16 protein-coding genes are annotated in these 19,535 nt (G+C 49.6%); 7 read left to right on the top strand and 9 right to left on the bottom strand.

Features of this window, described 5'->3' with window-relative positions; translation table 11 throughout:
• Window positions 1-16: 16 nt before the first annotated feature.
• Window positions 17-1,345, bottom strand: coding sequence for an MATE family efflux transporter (locus tag IEY24_RS20860; RefSeq protein ID WP_188935666.1), 1,329 nt, complete (start codon window positions 1,343-1,345; stop codon window positions 17-19).
• Between the two features lie 198 nt (window positions 1,346-1,543).
• Between IEY24_RS20860 and IEY24_RS20855 the strand changes: the two genes are divergently transcribed.
• The 3 genes from IEY24_RS20855 to IEY24_RS20845 all read left to right on the top strand — a co-directional run bounded on the left by IEY24_RS20855 (window position 1,544) and on the right by IEY24_RS20845 (window position 7,109).
• The gene (locus tag IEY24_RS20855; RefSeq protein ID WP_229222797.1) at window positions 1,544-4,009 is read left to right on the top strand and encodes a TonB-dependent receptor; all 2,466 of its coding nucleotides are present in this window, start codon (window positions 1,544-1,546) and stop codon (window positions 4,007-4,009) included.
• A 138-nt stretch (window positions 4,010-4,147) separates the two neighbouring features.
• The gene (locus tag IEY24_RS20850; protein ID WP_188935664.1) at window positions 4,148-4,597 is read left to right on the top strand and encodes a response regulator; all 450 of its coding nucleotides are present in this window, start codon (window positions 4,148-4,150) and stop codon (window positions 4,595-4,597) included.
• Window positions 4,598-4,646: 49 nt separating this feature from the next.
• Entirely contained in the window at window positions 4,647-7,109 is a 2,463-nt protein-coding gene (locus tag IEY24_RS20845) for a PAS domain-containing sensor histidine kinase (RefSeq protein ID WP_188935662.1), read from the top strand.
• Here the strand turns inward: IEY24_RS20845 and IEY24_RS20840 are convergent.
• A complete protein-coding gene (locus IEY24_RS20840; protein ID WP_188935658.1) occupies window positions 7,106-7,978 on the bottom strand; it encodes a DMT family transporter in 873 nt (290 codons plus the stop codon). The two genes, IEY24_RS20845 and IEY24_RS20840, sit on opposite strands and share 4 nt — an antisense overlap.
• A 53-nt stretch (window positions 7,979-8,031) precedes the next feature.
• Here IEY24_RS20840 and IEY24_RS20835 point away from each other — a divergent pair, with 53 nt between their 5' ends.
• A complete protein-coding gene (locus tag IEY24_RS20835) occupies window positions 8,032-8,382 on the top strand; it encodes a DUF1801 domain-containing protein (RefSeq protein WP_229222795.1) in 351 nt (116 codons plus the stop codon).
• Here the strand turns inward: IEY24_RS20835 and IEY24_RS20830 are convergent.
• Entirely contained in the window at window positions 8,363-8,572 is a 210-nt protein-coding gene (locus IEY24_RS20830; RefSeq protein ID WP_188935657.1) for a YwbE family protein, read from the bottom strand. The genes IEY24_RS20835 and IEY24_RS20830 overlap by 20 nt on opposite strands.
• A 1-nt stretch (window position 8,573) precedes the next feature.
• On the bottom strand, window positions 8,574-10,814 hold the full coding sequence (locus IEY24_RS20825) for an FUSC family protein (RefSeq protein WP_188935656.1): 2,241 nt from the start codon (window positions 10,812-10,814) through the stop codon (window positions 8,574-8,576).
• Between the two features lie 245 nt (window positions 10,815-11,059).
• On the opposite strand from IEY24_RS20825, the gene IEY24_RS20820 reads away from it, so the two are divergent.
• A complete protein-coding gene (locus IEY24_RS20820) occupies window positions 11,060-11,653 on the top strand; it encodes an HPP family protein (protein WP_229222995.1) in 594 nt (197 codons plus the stop codon).
• Between the two features lie 52 nt (window positions 11,654-11,705).
• Here the strand turns inward: IEY24_RS20820 and IEY24_RS20815 are convergent, their stop codons facing one another.
• A complete protein-coding gene (locus IEY24_RS20815; RefSeq protein ID WP_188935655.1) occupies window positions 11,706-12,230 on the bottom strand; it encodes a ferritin in 525 nt (174 codons plus the stop codon).
• Window positions 12,231-12,404: 174 nt separating this feature from the next.
• On the opposite strand from IEY24_RS20815, the gene IEY24_RS20810 reads away from it, so the two are divergent.
• Window positions 12,405-12,632 carry a hypothetical protein gene (locus tag IEY24_RS20810; RefSeq protein ID WP_188935653.1) on the top strand — a complete coding sequence of 76 codons (228 nt, stop codon included), beginning with the start codon at window positions 12,405-12,407 and terminating at the stop codon, window positions 12,630-12,632.
• A gap of 276 nt (window positions 12,633-12,908) precedes the next feature.
• On the opposite strand, the gene IEY24_RS20805 is transcribed toward IEY24_RS20810, so the two are convergent.
• Entirely contained in the window at window positions 12,909-14,579 is a 1,671-nt protein-coding gene (locus IEY24_RS20805; protein WP_188935651.1) for a glutamine--tRNA ligase/YqeY domain fusion protein, read from the bottom strand.
• Between the two features lie 104 nt (window positions 14,580-14,683).
• Between IEY24_RS20805 and truA the strand changes: the two genes are divergently transcribed.
• On the top strand, window positions 14,684-15,433 hold the full coding sequence (gene truA / locus IEY24_RS20800; RefSeq protein ID WP_188935649.1) for a tRNA pseudouridine(38-40) synthase TruA: 750 nt from the start codon (window positions 14,684-14,686) through the stop codon (window positions 15,431-15,433).
• On the opposite strand, the gene IEY24_RS20795 is transcribed toward truA, so the two are convergent.
• The 3 genes from IEY24_RS20795 to IEY24_RS20785 all read right to left on the bottom strand — a co-directional run bounded on the left by IEY24_RS20795 (window position 15,423) and on the right by IEY24_RS20785 (window position 19,522).
• Window positions 15,423-17,018, bottom strand: a complete 1,596-nt coding sequence (locus tag IEY24_RS20795) for an aldehyde dehydrogenase (NADP(+)) (RefSeq protein ID WP_188935647.1) — start codon at window positions 17,016-17,018, stop codon at window positions 15,423-15,425. The two genes, truA and IEY24_RS20795, sit on opposite strands and share 11 nt — an antisense overlap.
• Before the next feature lie 111 nt (window positions 17,019-17,129).
• On the bottom strand, window positions 17,130-18,092 hold the full coding sequence (locus tag IEY24_RS20790; protein WP_188935645.1) for an AAA family ATPase: 963 nt from the start codon (window positions 18,090-18,092) through the stop codon (window positions 17,130-17,132).
• A gap of 56 nt (window positions 18,093-18,148) precedes the next feature.
• Window positions 18,149-19,522: a peptidylprolyl isomerase gene (locus IEY24_RS20785; RefSeq protein WP_188935643.1), complete on the bottom strand. Its 1,374-nt coding sequence runs from the start codon at window positions 19,520-19,522 to the stop codon at window positions 18,149-18,151.
• Window positions 19,523-19,535 lie beyond the last annotated feature (13 nt).

Below are 19,535 nucleotides of genomic sequence, written 5' to 3'. Positions count from 1 at the left end.
TTTGACGAAGTTTTATCTAAACCTGATTTCTTCTTGTCATTTTGAAGAAACGCGTCATCAGGAAGATCGAAGCCATCGTTAATCCCAGGATTAATCCCAGCCACATGCCCGACGCTCCCATTCCGAAATGGAATGCGAGCGTGTACCCCACCGGGATACCGATTACCCAATAGGCGATGCCGATCAGGATCGTAGGCGTTTTTACATCTTTAATACCCCTTAACAACCCCGCGCCGATCGCCTGCGTACTATCCGAAATCTGGAAGACGGCGGCGAAAAGGAGCAGCAAAGCGGCCAATGAGACCACTTCGGTGTTGTCGTTGAATGCGATAGGTAAGTGGTTACGCAAAAGACCGAATGTGATCGCGCAGATCGTGCCGTAGATCAATGCGGTGACCAATGTACTTTTGCCGATCACAAAAATCTTCGCCCAGTCGCTGCGCCCGAGCGCGTTGCTCACGCGTATGGAACCCGCCTGCGCGAGGCCCATCGATACCATGAAGGTGAAGGACGCGCTGCTCAACGCGATCTGGTGCGCCGCCTGCGCCACCGCGCCCAGGGTTCCGATGATAATGCCCGATACCGCAAATGCACCCGCTTCCATACCGATCTGCAAGCTGCTGGGGACACCGATATGCAACAGTTCGCGCCAGGTTTGCCATCTGAAATACCATTGGTTGCGACCTACGGCGATGTATTTTTCAAAAGTTTTGTGTCTTAAAATCACAAAAAGCAGTGCAAGGAACATCATGCTGCGGGTAATGAGTGTCGCCCAGCCGGCACCTTCGAGTTCCAGGCGCGGGAAGCCCCAGTTGCCGTAAATGAGCAGCCAGTTGAGCAAAATATTGACAGGCATACCGGCCAATGAGAAGATCATCGCTGTGCGTGTATGTTCCAGCCCGTCGGCGAATTGCTTCAAGGTCATGAAAAGCAGCATGGGGATAATGGAAAGACCCATAAGCCACATGAACGGGATAGCCAGCTCCACTACCTCGGGATCCTGGCCGAGGTTACGCAGATAATCTTTACCAAAAAGCAATGTAATGGAAATAGCCAGCGCCGTAAGTGTGCAAAGGCAGAATCCGTTGAACAGGTAATGTGAAACCTGCTGCGCGTCGCGGCGGCCGTTGGCCAGGGATACCATTTGGGAAACCGAGATGGTCATGCCGATCCCGATCACGAACGGGATGTTCATCGCATTGATAACCAATGCGGCGGCGGCCAGTTGTTTGTAACTGATCGCACCGACCATCGCGCTGTCGATGAGGTGGAGGGCCATTTGGGCCAGTTCTCCGATGATAATGGGAAATGCTAATCTTAAAGTTTGTGATGCTTCGCTTTTCATGGCTTGTGTGGATATGCAAAAAGACTGCAAAGGTACAAAAAACCGCCGGAGCCCTGGACCTTCTGCCGCCGGAAAGTTCATTTTAACCTTGTATGATGACAGATTAATATATCATTATGGTAGAGTAAAATAGCGGGGTAAAAGGGTTTGTATGGGTAGCAACTTTTAAAGGATTTGAGAAAATATTACAACAGCATAATGGCTATCAGAAGCAGTTTGAAGAAGGGCTTTCGTCAGGGGAAGTCGCGTGGTTTTGTGGGGTTGGTATGGGTTCTCGGGATGTTGGCAATGGTGCCGGTCCAGGCACAGAATAGTGGGAAATTGAAGGTTACAGGCAAGATTGTCGACGGTGCGAGCAACGCGCCGCTGGGTTATGCGAGCATCCGGCTTTTCAAAACGGTCGACAGCTCGTTTGTCTCGGGAGCGATCACAGACGAGACGGGCGGTTTCATTGTGGACATCTCGGCCGGTACCTATTATGCACTGTCCGAATTCATAGGTTATAAACCAAATTACACTACTAACATAAAAGTGAGTGCTGCCAATTCACCGCTGGATTTAGGCTCTATAAAAGTGGCGGCTTCGGCCAAAACGCTCGACGAGGTGACTGTCCAGGCGGAGAAAAGCTCGATGGAATTGTCGTTGGATAAAAAGATATTTAATGTCGGCAAAGATCTCGCGAATGCGGGCGGCAGCGCGGTTGATATTCTTACCAATGTGCCTTCGGTCGCCGTAGATGTGGAGGGGAATGTCAGTTTGAGAGGTAGCGGCAATGTACGCATTCTCATCGACGGTAAGCCTTCCGGGTTGGTCAGTATCAAAGGCGCCAGCGGACTGGCGCAGTTGCAGGGCAGCATGATTGAGCGGGTGGAGATCATCACCAATCCATCGGCGCGGTATGAGGCCGAGGGGATGGGCGGCGTAATCAATATTGTGTTAAAAAAGGAGCGAAAAGAGGGTATTAACGGCTCTTTCGACATTATTACCGGTCATCCTACCAATTTCGGCGGCGCAGCGAATGTGAACTACCGGAAGAAAAACCTCAATTTCTTCATCAACTATACGATGTCGTACCGGAATACGCCGGGTAGGAATTTTGTGTACCAGGAGCTGTACCGCAACGATTCGACCTTCATCATGGAGCGCGATATGAAAAGTAACCTGAAAGGGATGGCCAACAGCGCGAGGGGCGGTATCGATTATTATTTCAATGCCAAAAACGTCCTCACGGGCGCGTATACCTGGCGCACGAGCAAAGGCAAGCGGTTTTCGACACTGAATTACCGCGACTATCTGTCGAACCTCAACAACATGACGAGCTACACCCGCCGGACCCAGGATGAAACCGAAACGGAGCCGAACTCGGAATATGCATTGACCTACAAAAAAACATTCAACCGAAAGGGGCAGGAGTTTACCGCCGATGTGCGCTACCTCGATAACTGGGAAGATTCGGACCAGTATTACCACGAGAATGTTTACAAACCGGACGGCAGCCCGTCGGGCATCCCGCCGCTGTTGCAGCGTGCCGTAAACTATGAAACGGAGAAACAGCTGCTTTTCCAGGCCGATTACGTGCATCCGTTCGGGAAAGACGGTAAGATTGAGGCCGGCGGGCGGAGCAGCTCGCGGGATATGACCAACGATTACACCGTGACCCAGCAAACCAGCGACGGCGGCTGGACGACCTTGCCCGGGCTTACCAACGATTTTCTTTACGAGGAAAACATCAATGCCTTGTACGGAATGATCGGCAACAAAACCGGCAGGTTTTCCTATCAGGGCGGCGTTCGCGCTGAATGGACGGGTGTTACCACTACATTGAGGACTACTAATGAAGTAAATGCCCGCAAGTACGCCAACCTCTTCCCGAGCGTGCATATTACCTATGATTTTGCCAAACAGAATGCATTCCAGCTGAGTTACAGCCGCCGCGTCCGCAGGCCGCAGTATAACGACCTGACCCCGTTTGCTACTTACAGCGATAACCGCAATTATTGGAGCGGTAACCCCGATCTGAACCCGGAGTTTACCAATGCATTTGAGCTCGGGCACATCAAATACCTGAACAAAGGCTCGCTGACTTCTTCCATTTACTATCGCCACACCAACGGCAAGATCATCAGCATTCGTTCGGTACAGGACGACGGCAGCTCTTACACCCGGCCGGAAAACCTTGGAACGGAGGATGCCTACGGAGCCGAATTTGCCGGCTCGTTCAACCCGTATCCCTGGTGGAAGCTCGACGGCAGCGCCAACTTCTTCCGCGCGATCACGGATGGGACCGGAGTGGATGAAGAGTTCCAGAGCGATACTTACAGCTGGTTTGTGCGTGCGATGTCGCGGTTTACCCTTTGGAAAAATACCGATGTGCAGCTGAGAGGCAATTATGAAGCGCCTCAGCAGACCCCGCAAGGCCGCAGAAAAGCACTGTCGACGCTCGATCTGGCCGCAACAAGGGACATTCTGAAGGGAAATGGCACGCTGACGCTCACGGTAGTAGACGTATTCAATTCAAGGAAGTTCAGGTCGATCACCGAAGGAGCTAATTTTTACGCCCGTAACAGCTCTCAGGGGCGTTTAAGGCAGATTAACCTTACTTTGAACTATCGTCTGCATCAGGCCAAAAAGAAACCGAAGGAGAGCTTGGAGGGTGAATTTTAATGTGAATTAAATTTAGTTTACGGCTTTTATTGCCTAACTTGTATACTCCTACCAAGGGATTGATTGCTACCGTACCTCGAACAGGTTGAAAGTATTGACCAACCTTTATGTTATTTCATGACTACTAAAATTCGGGCTATGAGCACAAAACCAAATAAATCTATTTTCCTGGCCGACGACGATGAGGATGATTGCCTGTTGTTTGAGGACGCGCTCAGGGAAGTAAGCACTTCGGCGGAGCTCTTGACAGCGAGCGACGGCGTCGAGTTGATTGACCTGATGGAAAAAACAGTGCCACCTCCGCCGGACGTTATTTTCCTGGATTTGAATATGCCCCGGAAAAATGGTTTCGAATGCCTGGACTATATCCGAAAAACCAAGGCTTGGGAGCATATTCCGATCGTGATTTTCTCCACGACCGGCCAGGAGGAAATGGTTAGAAAAGTGCATGAAAAAGGTGCCAACTTTTTCATCCGTAAACCGGGGTCGTTTCCCAAATTGAAGCAGGCTATCAAGCAAATCCTTGATATTGACTGGACCAAGCATAGCTGGACGCCAGCCCGGGAAAACTTTCATTATCAATATTGACTTCTCACGACTTGCCCGCTTATTTTTGAAAGTATCTTCTTGAAAACAGGTGGACAAGTCGAAGCAATCCTATCAGCAGACTTCTGAAAATGGTGCCATTCACTCCAATGAGGTGAATCCAGCGCCCGCACGCACGGCTGCCAACAACTTGGCACCCGACGGTTCGGCGCCCGACGGCTCGGCGCCCGATGGTGAAAGTAAATTCAGAAATACCGTAAAACAGGCGCCCGTGGGGATGATCATCCTGCGCGGAGAAGATTTTGTGGTGGAGATGGCCAATGATGCCTACCTGCACATTGTCGATCGCACCGAGGAACAACTCGTGGGGAAATCGCTTTTTGCAAGCCTTCCCGAGGTGCGGGAACATGTCGAACCGATACTTCTCAACGTTTTCCATACGGGCATTGCCTATCATGGCAACGAGTTCGAAGTAACGCTGCGGCGATTCGGGCGGCCTCAGATTTGCTATTTCAACTTCGTTTATCAACCGCTTTTTGACGATAATCCCGGCAATGCATCGGGCATTATTGTGGTGGCTACCGAGGTCACTCAGCAGGTTTTGTCCAAACAGGCACTCCAACGGAGCGAGAACCATTTTCGAAACCTTGTCACGCAATCGCAGTTTGCAAAGGCCATTCTCAAAGGTCCGGAACTGGTGATCAGCATCGCAAATGAAAGCATGCTCAATATCTGGCGGCGCAGCCTCGACGAGGTGGTCGGAAGAAGGCTTATCGACATTTTTCCCGAACTGGAAGAGCAGAAGTTCATCGGACTTTTGAATGAAGTTTACCAAACTGCCAGGATCCACCGCGGAAATGAGGCTGTTACCTACGTCGACGGCCCTGGCGGTTTGAAAAGGCATTATCTCGACTTTCAATATGCGCCTATTTTCGAGGTAGACGGCAGTGTTTCCGGCATTATGGTGTCAGCGAGCGATGTTACGGACAAGGTTACATTACGACAGCAGTTTGCCGAGGCGGCCGACCGGCTTTCGTTAGCAACGGAAGGAACACGCCTGGCAACCTGGGATTTGAATATAAAAACAGGACAAATCATTCATTCGGGTAGGCTGGCAGTGATTTTCGGTTATGATGAAACCGCAGTGCTGAGCCATCGCGAAATGCGGGATCAGGTACATCCCGAGGACCGCCAGGCCATTGTGGAAAGGGCATTTCAGGCCGCGCTCCAAACAGGTGTTTATGTTTACGAAGCGCGGATTATCCACCGCGACCAATCGGTACACTGGATTCGGACGCAAGGAAAGGTGCTTTTCGACGAAGCGCACGTGCCGCAGCGGATGCTCGGGACAATGATGGACATTACCGACCGTAAGGAGTCGGAACTCGCGCTGAAAACCATTGAAGATAAATTCCGGACGCTGGCCGATTCCCTGCCGCAGTTTGTGTGGACGGCCGATGCGAATGGTAACCTCAATTATTTCAACCGGTCGATGACCAACTACTCCGGGCATACGGGCGAAGAGATAGAACGGAGCGGCTGGCTGCAACTCGTGCACCCCGACGACCAGGAAGAAAGCCAGCTTCTCTGGAACGAGGCAATTAAGGAAGGCACCGACTTCATGTTTGAACACCGTTTGAAACGCTTCGATGGTGAATACCGGTGGTACCAATGCCGGGCCATTCCGCAGTACAACGCGAATGGCGCGATCGAAATGTGGGTAGGGACGAGCCTTGATATTCACGACAACCGGCTGTTTATCGATCAGCTGGAAACGAAAGTGCAGGAAAGGACGCAGCAATTGATAGTCGCTAATAATGAGCTGATCCGTACGAATATGGAGCTTGCACAATTCGCGTATGTGGCCAGCCATGATTTGCAGGAGCCGTTAAGGAAGATCCAGACGTTCGCTACGCGCATTCTCGAAACGGAGAATGCCAATCTCTCGGAACGGGGGAAGGATTATTTCAACCGTATGCAGGCGTCGTCTACGCGCATGCAACAGCTGATCGTGGACTTACTGGCTTTTTCGCGGGCCAATGTTGCCGAAAAGCACTTCGAAAGTACCGATCTGAACCAGGTACTGCAAAATGTAAAAGAACAACTGAGCGATACGATTCAGGCGGAAAATGCTATCATTACAAGCGATTTACTGCCTGTTCGGGACGTTATTGTCTACCAATTCGAGCAGCTTTTTATGAATCTCATCGCCAATGCCCTGAAATTTACAGGCCCGGACAGAGCGCCGGTCATCGAAATCCGTTCGGGAGAAGTGCACGGTGCGGCCATACCGCTTGCCGGCGCCAATGCGGCCCGGCATTATCAATATATTTCATTTACCGACAATGGAATAGGGTTCGACCCGCAATTTAAGGACCGTATTTTTCAGGTATTCCAAAGGCTGCACAACCGCTCTTCTTATGAAGGCACCGGGATCGGGCTGGCGATCTGCAAAAAAATCGTGGAGAACCATAAAGGGCTGATCGACGCTGTCGGAAGGCCGGGAATTGGATCGACGTTCATTATTTATCTGCCTTTTGCGGCAGAAAGCTAGCTTGTAGTGGCCGACGCTTTTTTTCGGCCCGTGTAAGTAATGGCAATGCCGATCAGGATAACGACACCTCCGCCGATCATTTGAGCAGTTATTTTTTCTCCAATAAACATCCATGCGAAAAGCCCCGTTACAACCGCCTGGCTCAAAAGGCTGAGTGAAACGCTTTTAGCATCCATTTGTTTCACCGCCGAACTGATCGTCAACCAACCAACCAGCTGGCAGACCAATCCCTGAATCACAAAAACACCCCAGATCACCGGTTCGAAATGCCAGATAGGCTGGTCGAAAATGAGGCATATTGCAAACAGGTAAATGCTTGATACCGCCATGCTGACCGTCATAAAACTGACAATATCGATCTTGTCTAAAACCGTCTTACTGATCAGCATGTAGGAGGCGTAAAGAATACCGGAAAGCATTGCCAGTCCGAAACCGAGGTCGAGCCGCATGGACGTAAATGTGTCCAGACCTATCAGAATCACCATCCCGGTAAGCGCGACCAACGTGCCAAGCCAGAAACGGGGGCCGGGTTTGTCAGGCAAAAACAAAAAGGTTCCTACGCCCACCCATACAGGTGATAGGTTTGTCAGCAGGGTGGCTTGTGTTGCATTCGAGTAATGTATGGAGAGGTTCCATACGGCAATATCGGTCGCGAAAATGATGCCGCAAAGCACAATAGGAAGCCAAAGTGCGCCGGTGGGGAATGTGAATTTCCTACGAAACAACACATAAGGGAACAAAAATAGCAATCCCAGGAGCATGCGGTAAAATGCGGAAGTAATGCCCGATACCGGTGCCCATTTAACAAGCACGGGGAAAATACTGATGCTGATGATCCCGATAATCAGGTTAATGCGGGGATTTGACATAAATCGGATAAATTGAGGGCAAAGATAAGGAATCACTTAAACCCGACGGGGCATTGCGCGAGATCGATCGTTATTTCATGGAAAAGCCCGAGCCGGCCCGGAGCTGCCTGCTGGCATTACGGCATCTGGTACTTTCTTTTGATCCACAAATACGGGAAGATTGGCAATATAAGATGCCTTTTTACAAACTCGGCCCGAAACGGCTTTGCTATTTGTGGGAGGAGAAAAAAACAGGCACGCCGTACCTCGGCATTGTGGATGGCTACCTGCTGGAACATCCGTTGTTGCTCGCCGAAAAACGTTCGCGCATGAAAATCCTGCTCATAAACCCGGCCGAAGACCTGCCGCTCGAAACCATTCACGAAATACTGGAAAAAGCCAGGGCTAATCTTCGGCTTCGATAACCTTCACGCGGCCGATATCGCCGGATTCCAGCCGAACTTTAATGCCATGCGTGTGCACAGGGGCCTTCGTCAAAATGTCTTTTACAATACCCTCAGTCAGTTTTCCACTGCGCTGGTCCTTTTTCAGCACGATCGAGACGGCGAGCCCGGGAGTGATATTTTTTCTTTCTGTTCCTGATAATGAAGACATGCTAAGCTGCTTTGGCGGTTTTAATTTTTTGAAGGATTTTGATTTCGTCGATTGAAATGGTGCTGATCAATTCAAACAGTCCATTGATGGTTTTCAGATCCGACAGCATTTTGCGTACCGGAGATTGATCAGCCTTTTCAATGCCCAGCTCTTTGATCTGTTTCTTGCGATCGGCGAGCAATTCGACGAGTCGCTGGTTTTGCGGCAGCGACTCCCGAACGATTTCCAGGCTGTTGCCGGTTTTTCCATCAATAATGTCCGTGGCCGCCTGCAATTGCCGGTCGATCTGCCGAATCATCATTTCAAATTCAACTGAAAATTCCACGTATTCCAAAGTCTGCGCGTACGTCGAGAGCGAGGCAATATAGGAGGTAAGCATGTGACTCGTCGCGACGAATTGATGGTATTCCTCCATATTCATCTGCTGGCGCTTCGGCTCGGAAAGCATCTTTTGAAAGTTATCCGAAAGGTTAGCCATCGCGATGATCGCATTTTTTCTCAATAGCTTCAATTCGTTGATATCCAGCTGTTTTCCGGTGAATTTAGCGGCGACAATATCAAAATACTTCCGGTTTGCATCCAGCGCCTCTTTCATATATTGTTTGATTTGCGAATGCTCCCACACCGGCAAAACGTAGGAAGAAATGATGTAAGCGATCAGCGAACCGATCACCGTATCCACCACCCGGTCCTGCAAAACGGCTGTAACATGCTGGGGATTAAGGAAATGGAACGAGAGGATCACATACAGCGTGATACTGGTGGACGCCACGAAATAGTTGATTTTCAGAAAGCTGTATGCCAGGATCATCGAGACCATCATCAGGATGAACAAAGGCGTGCTTTCATCAATGAGATATAAGAAGAGAAACCCGACGGTCACACCCAGGATTGTCCCGCCAATCCTGTGAATATTCCGTTGCTTGGTAATACTGAATGCCGGTTTCAGGATCACGGCGATCGTCAGCAATATCCAGTAACCATGCCCGACGGCGAAAAACAGCGAGGCAATGTATCCCGCCAGCAACCCGAGCGTTACCCGTACCGCATGCCGGAAGTGGCTCGATTTTAAGGAAAGGTTGTCGAGCAGGATGCGCGGATGATAGTCCTGTTTGGGAGTGAAATCTTCCGCTTCCACGGTCAGTTTGTAATCCTTGCTGACGTCGGCTTCGTATTTGGTCGCTCTGTGAAGCTTCTTAACGCGCTCGGTGACGTCCTGCAAGCTGTTGAGGATCTGTCGGAGCATGATGAAGTCCTCCATATTATCGTGGTTCATCTTATGTTCCCGCATGCGTTCGAACGCGCGCTGACATTTGTTGAACGCCTCGTCGAGGTCATGGCGTGGGTGCGAGGCGTAGCCGCTTTGCACGGCCAGGCCAATCTGCTGTATTTCGGCGGCCAGCCAGGTAATGTAAGTGCCGAATAGCCGCAGCACCTTCGTGTGGTCGAAAGCACGGTGCAAGTTGGCGTAGTTCTGCTGTGAATTCAGTATTCGTTCGAAAAGGTCGATGCTGTCGAGGAACATCAGCATTAATATCCGGCTTTTCGTAGTCGATTCGGTGACGATTTCCCGCGTTTTAAAAAGGATTTCGCGCAGGTTTTCATGGTTTTCGCGGAGAATCACCTGCTGGTGTACCATCCGGTTGAAAAGCTCGTCGTAATCGGGTTTGGCAAAGTAATAGTCGGCTTTGATCGAAAGCAGTTTGCCCAATTCCACAAAGTTCTCTCCCAAAAGCTGCTGGATGAGTTTGTAGGGCAGGAGTTTTTGCAAAACCATAAATAATATGAAATACCAGATCCCGCCGGCAGAGAATATCGCCGCGGTACGGAAAACCATGTCTCCGCTGAGATGGTCATCAATGTTAAATACAAAAACGAGCAATGAAATGAGGCCGATGCTGTTCACGCGGTTACCATATACGCCAACCAGCGAGAAAAACATTCCGAATACGATGATTTCAAGAAAAATAATAAAATGAAAATGCCGCAGATAACCGGTTATGCAGGCGACGAGAAAGCAAGTGGCAATGGCGACAAGCAATGCATTGCGCCGCCGGTGATAAGGCCCCGGATTATCTGTGCCGCCGATCAGCAGCGTACCGAGCGGGAACGCGATCCAATCGCTTAATATGCCATAATGATGAAAAATGAGGCTAGGGATGATCGTCCCTAGGGTTAGACGCACACCAGTCGACAGGTAATGGCTGGAAATAAACTTTTTGAACTCGTCGAGGTAATTCATGGAATGAAATCACGGTGTGCTATTGCAATACTACTATTTTAAATTTCGCAACCCAACAAAAGGCGTACCAAAATTTATTGCCTGCCCCGGGGCGCTTATCCGTTCGGGCTGGGCTGTTTTTTGTATATTTGGAAGGGATTAGGATAGGGGAACCACAGAAAATTTGGATTGTTCCCCTGACTTACGAACCATCGCTATCCCGTTATAGTTCTATTTTCAATGCAACTTCCACCAAAAGTTTCCATATTTTGAGAAAAAGGATTAAGCGTAACGCAAGATTGGTCCGTTACGTCGTCTACAAAGAGACACTGATTGATTTCAAAGACCATTTCTGGACTTTTCTCGGTTCATTCCTCGGTATCGGCCTCATTGGCCTGCTCAACGACAAACAATTCACGGATTCCGACTCACTATTCCTTATTGGTTCCTTCGGCGCCTCCTCGGTACTCATTTACGGCATCGTGAACAGCCCGCTGGCACAGCCGCGTAACCTCATAGGCGGGCACGTCGTATGCGCGCTCGTAGGCGTGACGGTCCATAAGTTTCTGCCCGACCAGGTCTGGCTGTCGTCCGCTTTTGCAGTTTCGGTATCCATTGTGCTGATGCAGGTAACCAAAACATTGCATCCTCCGGGCGGTGCTACCGCGCTGATCGCCAACATTGGCTCCGAAAAGATCAAAGCCCTTGGCTATATGTATGTAATAAGCCCCGTACTCAGTGGCGTGCTGATCCTGCTTTTTGTGGCCGTCATGGTGAACCGTTTTGCGGCGCACCGCAAGTATCCTGCCAACAAAAACTGGTACAAGGTGTGGGAACGGAGGTATTTCACCAGGGTTTAAAAACAAAAAAAGCCGCTCTTTCGGGCAGCTTTTTTTAAGGTAAGGCCTTGTATTATTCTTCAGAACCGATTTTGCCGATCGCTTTGTCGATCACGTACAAACCTGTTCCATCTTCGCCAATTACATCGAAAAGCTCGATCGCACGGCGTGCATTGTCTTCTTCTTCGATTTGCTCGCTCACGAACCATTGCAGGAAGTTTTCAGTCGCGTAATCTTCTTCTCTGCGCGCTGCAGTAACAATGCGGTTGATCGACTGCGTTACCGCGATCTCGCTTTGAAGCGCTGTTTCAAATACGCTTTTGAACGTAGGATATTCCTGTTTTACGCCTGAGACCTCAGGAGAAATCGCCGTGCCGCCCACTGTCATCAGGTAATTGAAGATTTTCAGCATGTGGCCGCGTTCTTCGTCGGACTGATGAAGGAAGTACTTAGCGCTGTTTTTGAAACCGTTGCGGTCACACCATGAAGCCATAGCGAGATATTTGGCAGAAGCTTCTGCTTCCATCTTCACCTGGTTGTTCAAAAGTATTTCTATCTCCTCTTTGAGGGAAGTACGTGCTCTTAGTAAGTCTTTCATGATTTTGCTTGTTTATTCGTGTATTAACAAGTGCAAATATCATGCGAAAGTTCATGATTCCAAATCGTTTTAGAAATTTGGAAACGGTCTAATATAGTCTGAATGAGTAATTTAGACTAATTCTTGTTCTGTATAGAGGACCTGGTGTAGCATAGAATTGAGCTCAATCGCGAAGTGCGTTCCGTTGACAAGTTCACGCAGCTGGATTACTTCACAGAGCGTCATCTTGTGGCCGATATTGAGTTGAGGAGCCTCAACGAATTCATAGTCAGACTCATCCGACAGATCGAAGATTTTGCTGTGGATATCGATGCTGTTGATAAACCGGCGGAAATTCAGGAAATCGAGGATCTTAAAAGGAGCTTTGATTTCGCCAAAGTGAAGGACAATACGGGAAGTTAAATCACACTGTACGCTGTAACCTTTGGCGGTACTGAACAATTCATTCTGGGTATTCACTGACGGCAAGGAATTTGAATCGTGGAAATTGTTACACAAAGATAGATTCAAACTTTTTGCCAAGCAAGTTTATTTGTAAGCAATCTAATTAAATAGATTTTTTGCTCCAAAGCCAATCAATTGCCGTCGACTTAGTCGACGGCAAAAAGATCAAATTTTTGAAGATTGGTACTAGGAAAATCTTTTTTGGCAGGTGGAAATGCAGAATGCTGCAATTGATTAATTGGCTGTTTTTGTCCAGTTATCCCGGAGAGTCGATGTCCGGTTGAAGACCAGCTTTTCCCCGGTACTATCCGGGTCTTTGGCAAAATAGCCTTTTCTCAGGAACTGGAACGATTCGCCTTCTTGCGCTTCCAGCAATGCAGGTTCTGCATAGCCGGTTATGACGTGCAATGAATCCGCATTGAGGTAGTCTTTGAAATCACCTTCTTCGGACGATGGGTCCTCGACAGAGAAGAGGCGGTCATAAAGCCGCACTTCGATTTCCACAGCGTGTTGTGCGGAAACCCAGTGCAATGTCCCTTTCACATTAATGCCCGTCGTGTCCTGCCCGCTTTTGCTGTTTTCAATGTAAGTACAGTGCACTTCGGTGATTTCGCCGTTTGCATCTTTCACTATATCATCGCATTGGATAATGTATGCGCCTTTCAGACGGACCATTTTACCGGGAGCGAGGCGGAAGTACTTCTTCGAAGGTACCTCCATGAAATCTTCTTTTTCAATAAAAATCTCACGGGAGAAAGGAATATCGCGGTTCCCGGTCGAAATATCTTCAGGGTTGTTTTCACTGTGGCACATTTCCGTAACGCCATCCGGGAAGTTGGTAATGACCACTTTCAGCGGATCGAGCACGACCATTCGGCGTAATGCTTTTTTATTGAGGTCCTCACGAACGCAGAATTCAAGCAGACCTACATCTACCATATTCTCCCGTTTGGCAATGCCGATGCGGTCGCAGAAATCACGGATGCTGAATGCCGTGTAACCTCTTCTGCGCATCCCGCTGATCGTCGGCATGCGTGGGTCGTCCCAGCCGCTAACGTGATTTTCTTGAACCAGTTGGAGCAATTTACGCTTGCTGGTAACAGTATAGTTGAGGTTCCGGCGTGCGAATTCGTATTGATGCGATGGGTAAATACCCAATTTCGCGATCAGCCAGTCGTACAGTTCACGGTGCGGTGCGAATTCCAGCGTACAAATCGAATGTGAAACAGTTTCGATGGCGTCGCTTTGCCCGTGCGCGAAGTCGTACATCGGGTAAATGCACCACTTATTGCCGGTGCGGTGGTGATGCGCATGTTTAATGCGGTACAAGATCGGATCGCGCATGAGCATATTGATGTGCGCCATGTCGATTTTCGCACGTAAGGTACGGCTGCCATCTGGAAATGCTCCGCTTTTCATTTGTTCGAAAAGTGCAAGATTTTCCTCAACGGTGCGGTTGCGGTAAGGGCTGTCCTTACCCGGCTCGGTAGGCGTTCCTTTTAGTGCCGCAATTTCCTCCGAACTAGAGTCGTCCACATAAGCCAGTCCTTCGTTGATCAGCGTGACCGCGTAACCGTAGAGGGTATCGAAATAGTCGGAAGCATAGTTCTCGTTTTCCCATTCGTAACCCAGCCAGCGGATGTCATTCTTTATATTTTCAACGTATTCGGTGTCTTCCGTCACCGGATTGGTATCGTCAAATCGCAGATTGGTGTAACCCGGAAACCGCTTGGTTAGCCCGAAATTCAGGCAAATGCTTGTAGCATGCCCAATGTGCAGGTAGCCATTAGGTTCGGGTGGAAAGCGTGTAATAATCTGGGTATATTTTCCTGATTGCAGGTCAGCGTCAATAATCTCCTCGATAAAATTCAGGCTTTTCTCTTCTTTTTTCTCTTCCGTAATCATACTAAAATGAAATTTTCCAATTTTCAAAGTTAACCTTCTTCCCGCAAATTCCGCAATCGGCTGTGCGAAATCGTAAATCCCGAGGTTTGGCTTAATTTTGCAAAATGCGCTATTTCCTAGAATTCAATTATCGCGGTACGGCCTATAACGGCTGGCAAAAGCAGAACAATGCCTTGGGCGTCCAGCAGGTGCTGGAAGAAGCCCTTGCTAAAATCCTGAGAATGCCCGTCGAGCTCACGGGTAGCAGCCGCACCGACGCGGGTGTTCATGCAGAACAACAATTTGCCCATTTTGATTTGCCGGAAGCAATTGCGGATGCCGAACTGCTGGTTTATAAACTGAATGCCCTGGTTCCCAAAGATGTAGCGATTCAACGGATTATCCGGGTAGGTGATGAGGTGCATTCAAGGTTTGTGGCCACTCACCGAAAATATGAATACCGCATTACCTATCAAAAAAATCCCTTCCTGTTCGATTTGGCCACTCAAATGCGGCGAAACCTGGATGTAGCCCGTATGAATGAAGCGGCGGCGTTGCTGCTGATCCATAACGATTTTGAAAGTTTCAGTAAGATTCACACGAACGTAAATAACTTCCGCTGTACGATCACCGAGTCGCGCTGGGTGGAATCGGGTAACATGCTCGTGTTCCATGTCAAGGCGAATCGCTTTTTGCGCGGAATGGTACGAGCTTTGGTCGGAACGATGCTGGAAGTAGGTCGTCATAAAATCACGGTCGATGATTTTGAACAGGTAATCCTTTCGCGTAACAGAAAAAACGCCGGAGCCCAGGCCCCGGCGGAAGGTTTGTTTCTTGTGGAAGTAGGTTATCCCGAATCACTGTTTAGTGAATAGCTTCCCTGGTCTGGACGTTGTCGACCAGTCTGAATATACCCAGCGGGTTGCTGTTCTTCAATTCGTCGGGTAGGAGCGAATCCGGCCAGTTCTGAAAGGATTGCGGCCGTACGAACCGCAGAATTGAATGTCTTCCCACCGATGTGAATTTGGAATCCGCCGTAGCCGGGAACGGCCCGCCGTGGTGAATGGACGGGCAAACTTCGACGCCGGTAGGCACGCCGTTCATGATAAAACGGCCGGATATTTTGGCCAATTGCCGCACGATTTTTGGGTATTGTGCTACTTCCGCTTCTTCCGCGATCAATGTGGCTGTGAGCTGGCCTTTTAAATGCGCCACAGCGTCGTATAATTCATCGGTATTATCACAGACAATCAGCAGCGAGAACGGCCCGAAAACTTCTTCATGCAATTTTGGATTGGCAATGAAGTTTTTACCCGAAACCAACGCGATGGACGCCTCTGCCTGGTTTTGGGCTTCCGAATGGATTTCCGAAATAGCCAATGCCGAAACTTCCGGTTGCTCCAACGCTTCTCCGCGCAATTTGGAATAGGTTTTACAAATCCCCGCCGTCAGCATGGTGGCCGAAGGCGTGCGCAGGATTTCGTTTTTATAGGAATCCTGAAATGCTTCCAGTCCTTCTGTTTTTGCAGTAAATACCAACCCCGGATTTGTGCAGAACTGTCCGGCGCCGAGGCTCACTGAGCTGGCCAGCGTTTTACCGAGTTGAACGGCATTGTTTTTCAGATATTCGGGCAAAACCACGATCGGGTTTACGCTGCCCATTTCGGCAAATACCGGGATAGGCTCTTCACGCTCCTGCGCAAGCCGGTACAGTGCCATCCCGCCCCGGTATGAGCCGGTAAACCCGACAGCCTTGCTGGCCGGATGCTTCACTAATGCGGTGCCGACTTCGAATCCATCGTCATAAAGCATGGAAAACGTGCCGTCGGGCATGCCTGTGCGTTGGGCCGCGCGTACGATCGCCTGTGCGGTCAGATCGCTCACGCCCGGGTGTGCGGGGTGGGCCTTTACGATGACCGGGTTACCGGCGGCTAATGCAGGCCCGGGATCCACCCCGGCCACCGAATAGGCAAATGGGAAATTGCTTGAACCAAATACGATCACCGGCCCGATCGGGACCAGCATTTTGCGGATATCCGGTTTTGGAACCGGCGAGCGGTCGGGTAGGGCGGTGTCGATGGAAGCTTCCACCCACGAACCTTCCCGCAAAAGTTCCGCAAATTGCGTCAGCTGGTTGACGGTGCGGGCGCGTTCGCCTTGCAGCCGGGTAATGGGTAGGCCCGTTTCCTGGCTGGCTCGTTCGAGCAGCTGGTCGCCTAATCCGAGTATTTCTTCGGTAATGGCGATGAGGAATGCGGCGCGTTCCGCTGGCGGCACTTGTGAATAGTTGTCGAATGCTTTTTCAGCAAGTTCCATTGTTTTATTTACTTCCTCAACGGTCGCGCATTGGAAAGTTTCAGGAAGGTAACTGTCTGTTGCCGGGACATAAGCCTTGAATTGCCTTTCGCTTTCAGCCGATAAAGCGTAGCCTATGAAGTTTTTGCCTAGAATCGTCGCCATGATGATGATGTGAATAATTGATTTGCCTATAAAACAAAAGTTTGTGCCATCCGCGAACGACACAAACCCATCATATTAAAATCGTAAATTCTTACTGACCGGAAAGATGCTTTAAAGCAGTCTCCCGATAATGTCGTCCACCGAAATACCTTCGGCCTCGGCCTTGAAGTTGCGGATGATGCGGTGGCGTAAAACCGGCGAGGCAACTGCTTTCACGTCTTCGATATCCGGCGAATATTTCCCCGAAAGCAATGCATTGCATTTTGCAGAGAGGATTAATGCCTGAGAAGCCCGCGGACCAGCACCCCATTCGAGGTAGTCGTTGGTATCCTTAATTGCGAGACTGCCGTTCGGGCGGGTTTTATGCACCAGTTTTACCGCATATTCGATCACATGGTCGGTTACGGGCACGCGTCGCACGAGGTGCTGGAAATCCGTGATCTCTTCGGAGCTGATCACTTTTGTGACCTCGTAGCGAACATCCGTGGTGGTACTCTTTACAATATTGACCTCCTCTGCGTACGAAGGATAATCGAGCTGGATCATGAACATGAAACGGTCGAGTTGTGCTTCCGGCAGGGGATAAGTGCCTTCCTGTTCGATCGGGTTTTGGGTGGCGAGCACGAAAAAAGGCCTGTCGAGCGGGTGTTTCGCACCGGCAATGGTCACCGAATACTCCTGCATCGCTTCCAGCAACGCCGATTGCGTCTTGGGCGGTGTCCGGTTGATTTCATCGGCAAGGATGATATTAGCGAAAATCGGGCCTTTGATGAATTTGAAATTGCGGTTCTGATCGAGCGTTTCCGAGCCAAGAATATCGGAAGGCATCAAATCGGGCGTGAACTGGATCCGGTTGAAATTCAGGTCGAGAGAAGAAGCAATGGTTTGGATCAGAAGTGTTTTCGCGAGCCCCGGAACCCCTACCAGCAAGCAGTGTCCCTGGCAGAAAATGGCGGTGAGCAGTCTTTTAACAACTTCATCTTGTCCGATAATCACTTTCCCGATCTCACTCCGGATTTTATCATAAGCTACTTTCATAGCTTCGGCAGCTTCTACGTCCGATGAATACTTCACGTTATGTTTGGTTAGATTCCTACTCGTTAAAAGCAATGATTACCGCAGTTTTACCGCTATAAATCGTCGGCGTTGGCGGTCAGCCCAAGTACTTTACAATTTCTGTATTCGGGTTCGATGCTGATATAAACGTCGCCCTGCGCTTTTTTGAACCACTCTTCCAGCGCATTGTTCCGTTTGTTGCTTAGTACGATTTGGGACAATTTCTCGTAGTCGTCGCGGAGGTTAGCGGTATGCGGTTCCGATTTGCTCTTGTACCAAAGGATACGCATTGCGCTGCTGCCGTCTTCCAGACGGTACGAAACGGGCATACTCAAATCGCCTACTTTCATGGTATCGATCGCAAAATATAACGCCGGGTCCATGGAGGCGTCGAGTGTCAGTTTCGACTGTCCTGTGCTTCTGTCCTGGATAAGGCCTCCGGATTCGGCCGTTTCTTTGTCGTCGGAGTTATTCAGGGCTGCTTTGGCAAATTTCAATGTATCACTCTTAATAAGCGTACGGAGACTGTCGAGCGCGCGCGTTGCCTGGGTCATGTCTGTGCCCTTATTGTAATCGGGGCGAAGGAGGATGTGCCTGGCGTGGTATTCCGCACCTCTTGTTTCGATAAGTTTAATAAGGTGAAAGCCGAATTGCGATTCTACGATCCCAGACATTTCCCCGGGTTTCAGTGCCAGTGCAGCACCTTCGAACTCGGGTACCATCGCACCGCGTTTCGCAAAACCCAGGTCACCGCCAATTTTGGCCGAACCCAAATCCTCCGAATAAATCTGCGCCAGCATGGCGAAATCTTCCCCTTTTTCAGCCCGCGCTTTAAGTTCCAGCAATTGCTGCCTCAGTTTTTCTTTTTGCTCGCGCGTAACCGTTCCTTTTTTGACGATATGGCCAACCTCCACTTCCGAAGGAATGTAAGGTAAGCTGTCTTTGGGGATGCCATTAAAGAATTTACGGACCTCCGCCGGTGTAATCTTTACATTCCCCGAGATCGTGCGCTGCATTTTCTCAACGATTTTTTGCTCCTTAACCTGCTGACGAAGCTCGTTTTTCAGGTTTTCAATGCTTTTTCCATAGGCTTCAACAATGTTCTTTTCCGAACCGAAGCGCTGGATCATGTAGTTCATCTTCCCATTCAGCTCTCCGTCGACTTCCTTGTCCTCCACGGACACGGAGTCGATTTCCGCTTTCGCGAGCAGCATTTTGTTGATGATCAGGGATTCAAGCAACTGGCATTTTTCAGGCGCCGTCCTTCCCTCGGCCTTATACTGGTTGTACATGTCTTCCAGCTCCGAATTCAGGATGTAGTGATTATCGACCCTCGCGATGATTTTGTCCAGGCTCACTCCCTGCTGACCTTGTCCGTAGCTTATCACGCTGATCAAGAGCATGAAAGCGGCTATCAAATGAGCCCCGATCCATTTATTTACTTTCATATTTTCCTTGTAT

This window comes from Dyadobacter endophyticus (assembly GCF_014641595.1).
In the GTDB taxonomy this organism is placed as follows: Bacteria; Bacteroidota; Bacteroidia; order Cytophagales; family Spirosomataceae; genus Dyadobacter; species Dyadobacter endophyticus.
This window is presented reverse-complemented; position numbering and strand designations above follow the sequence as displayed.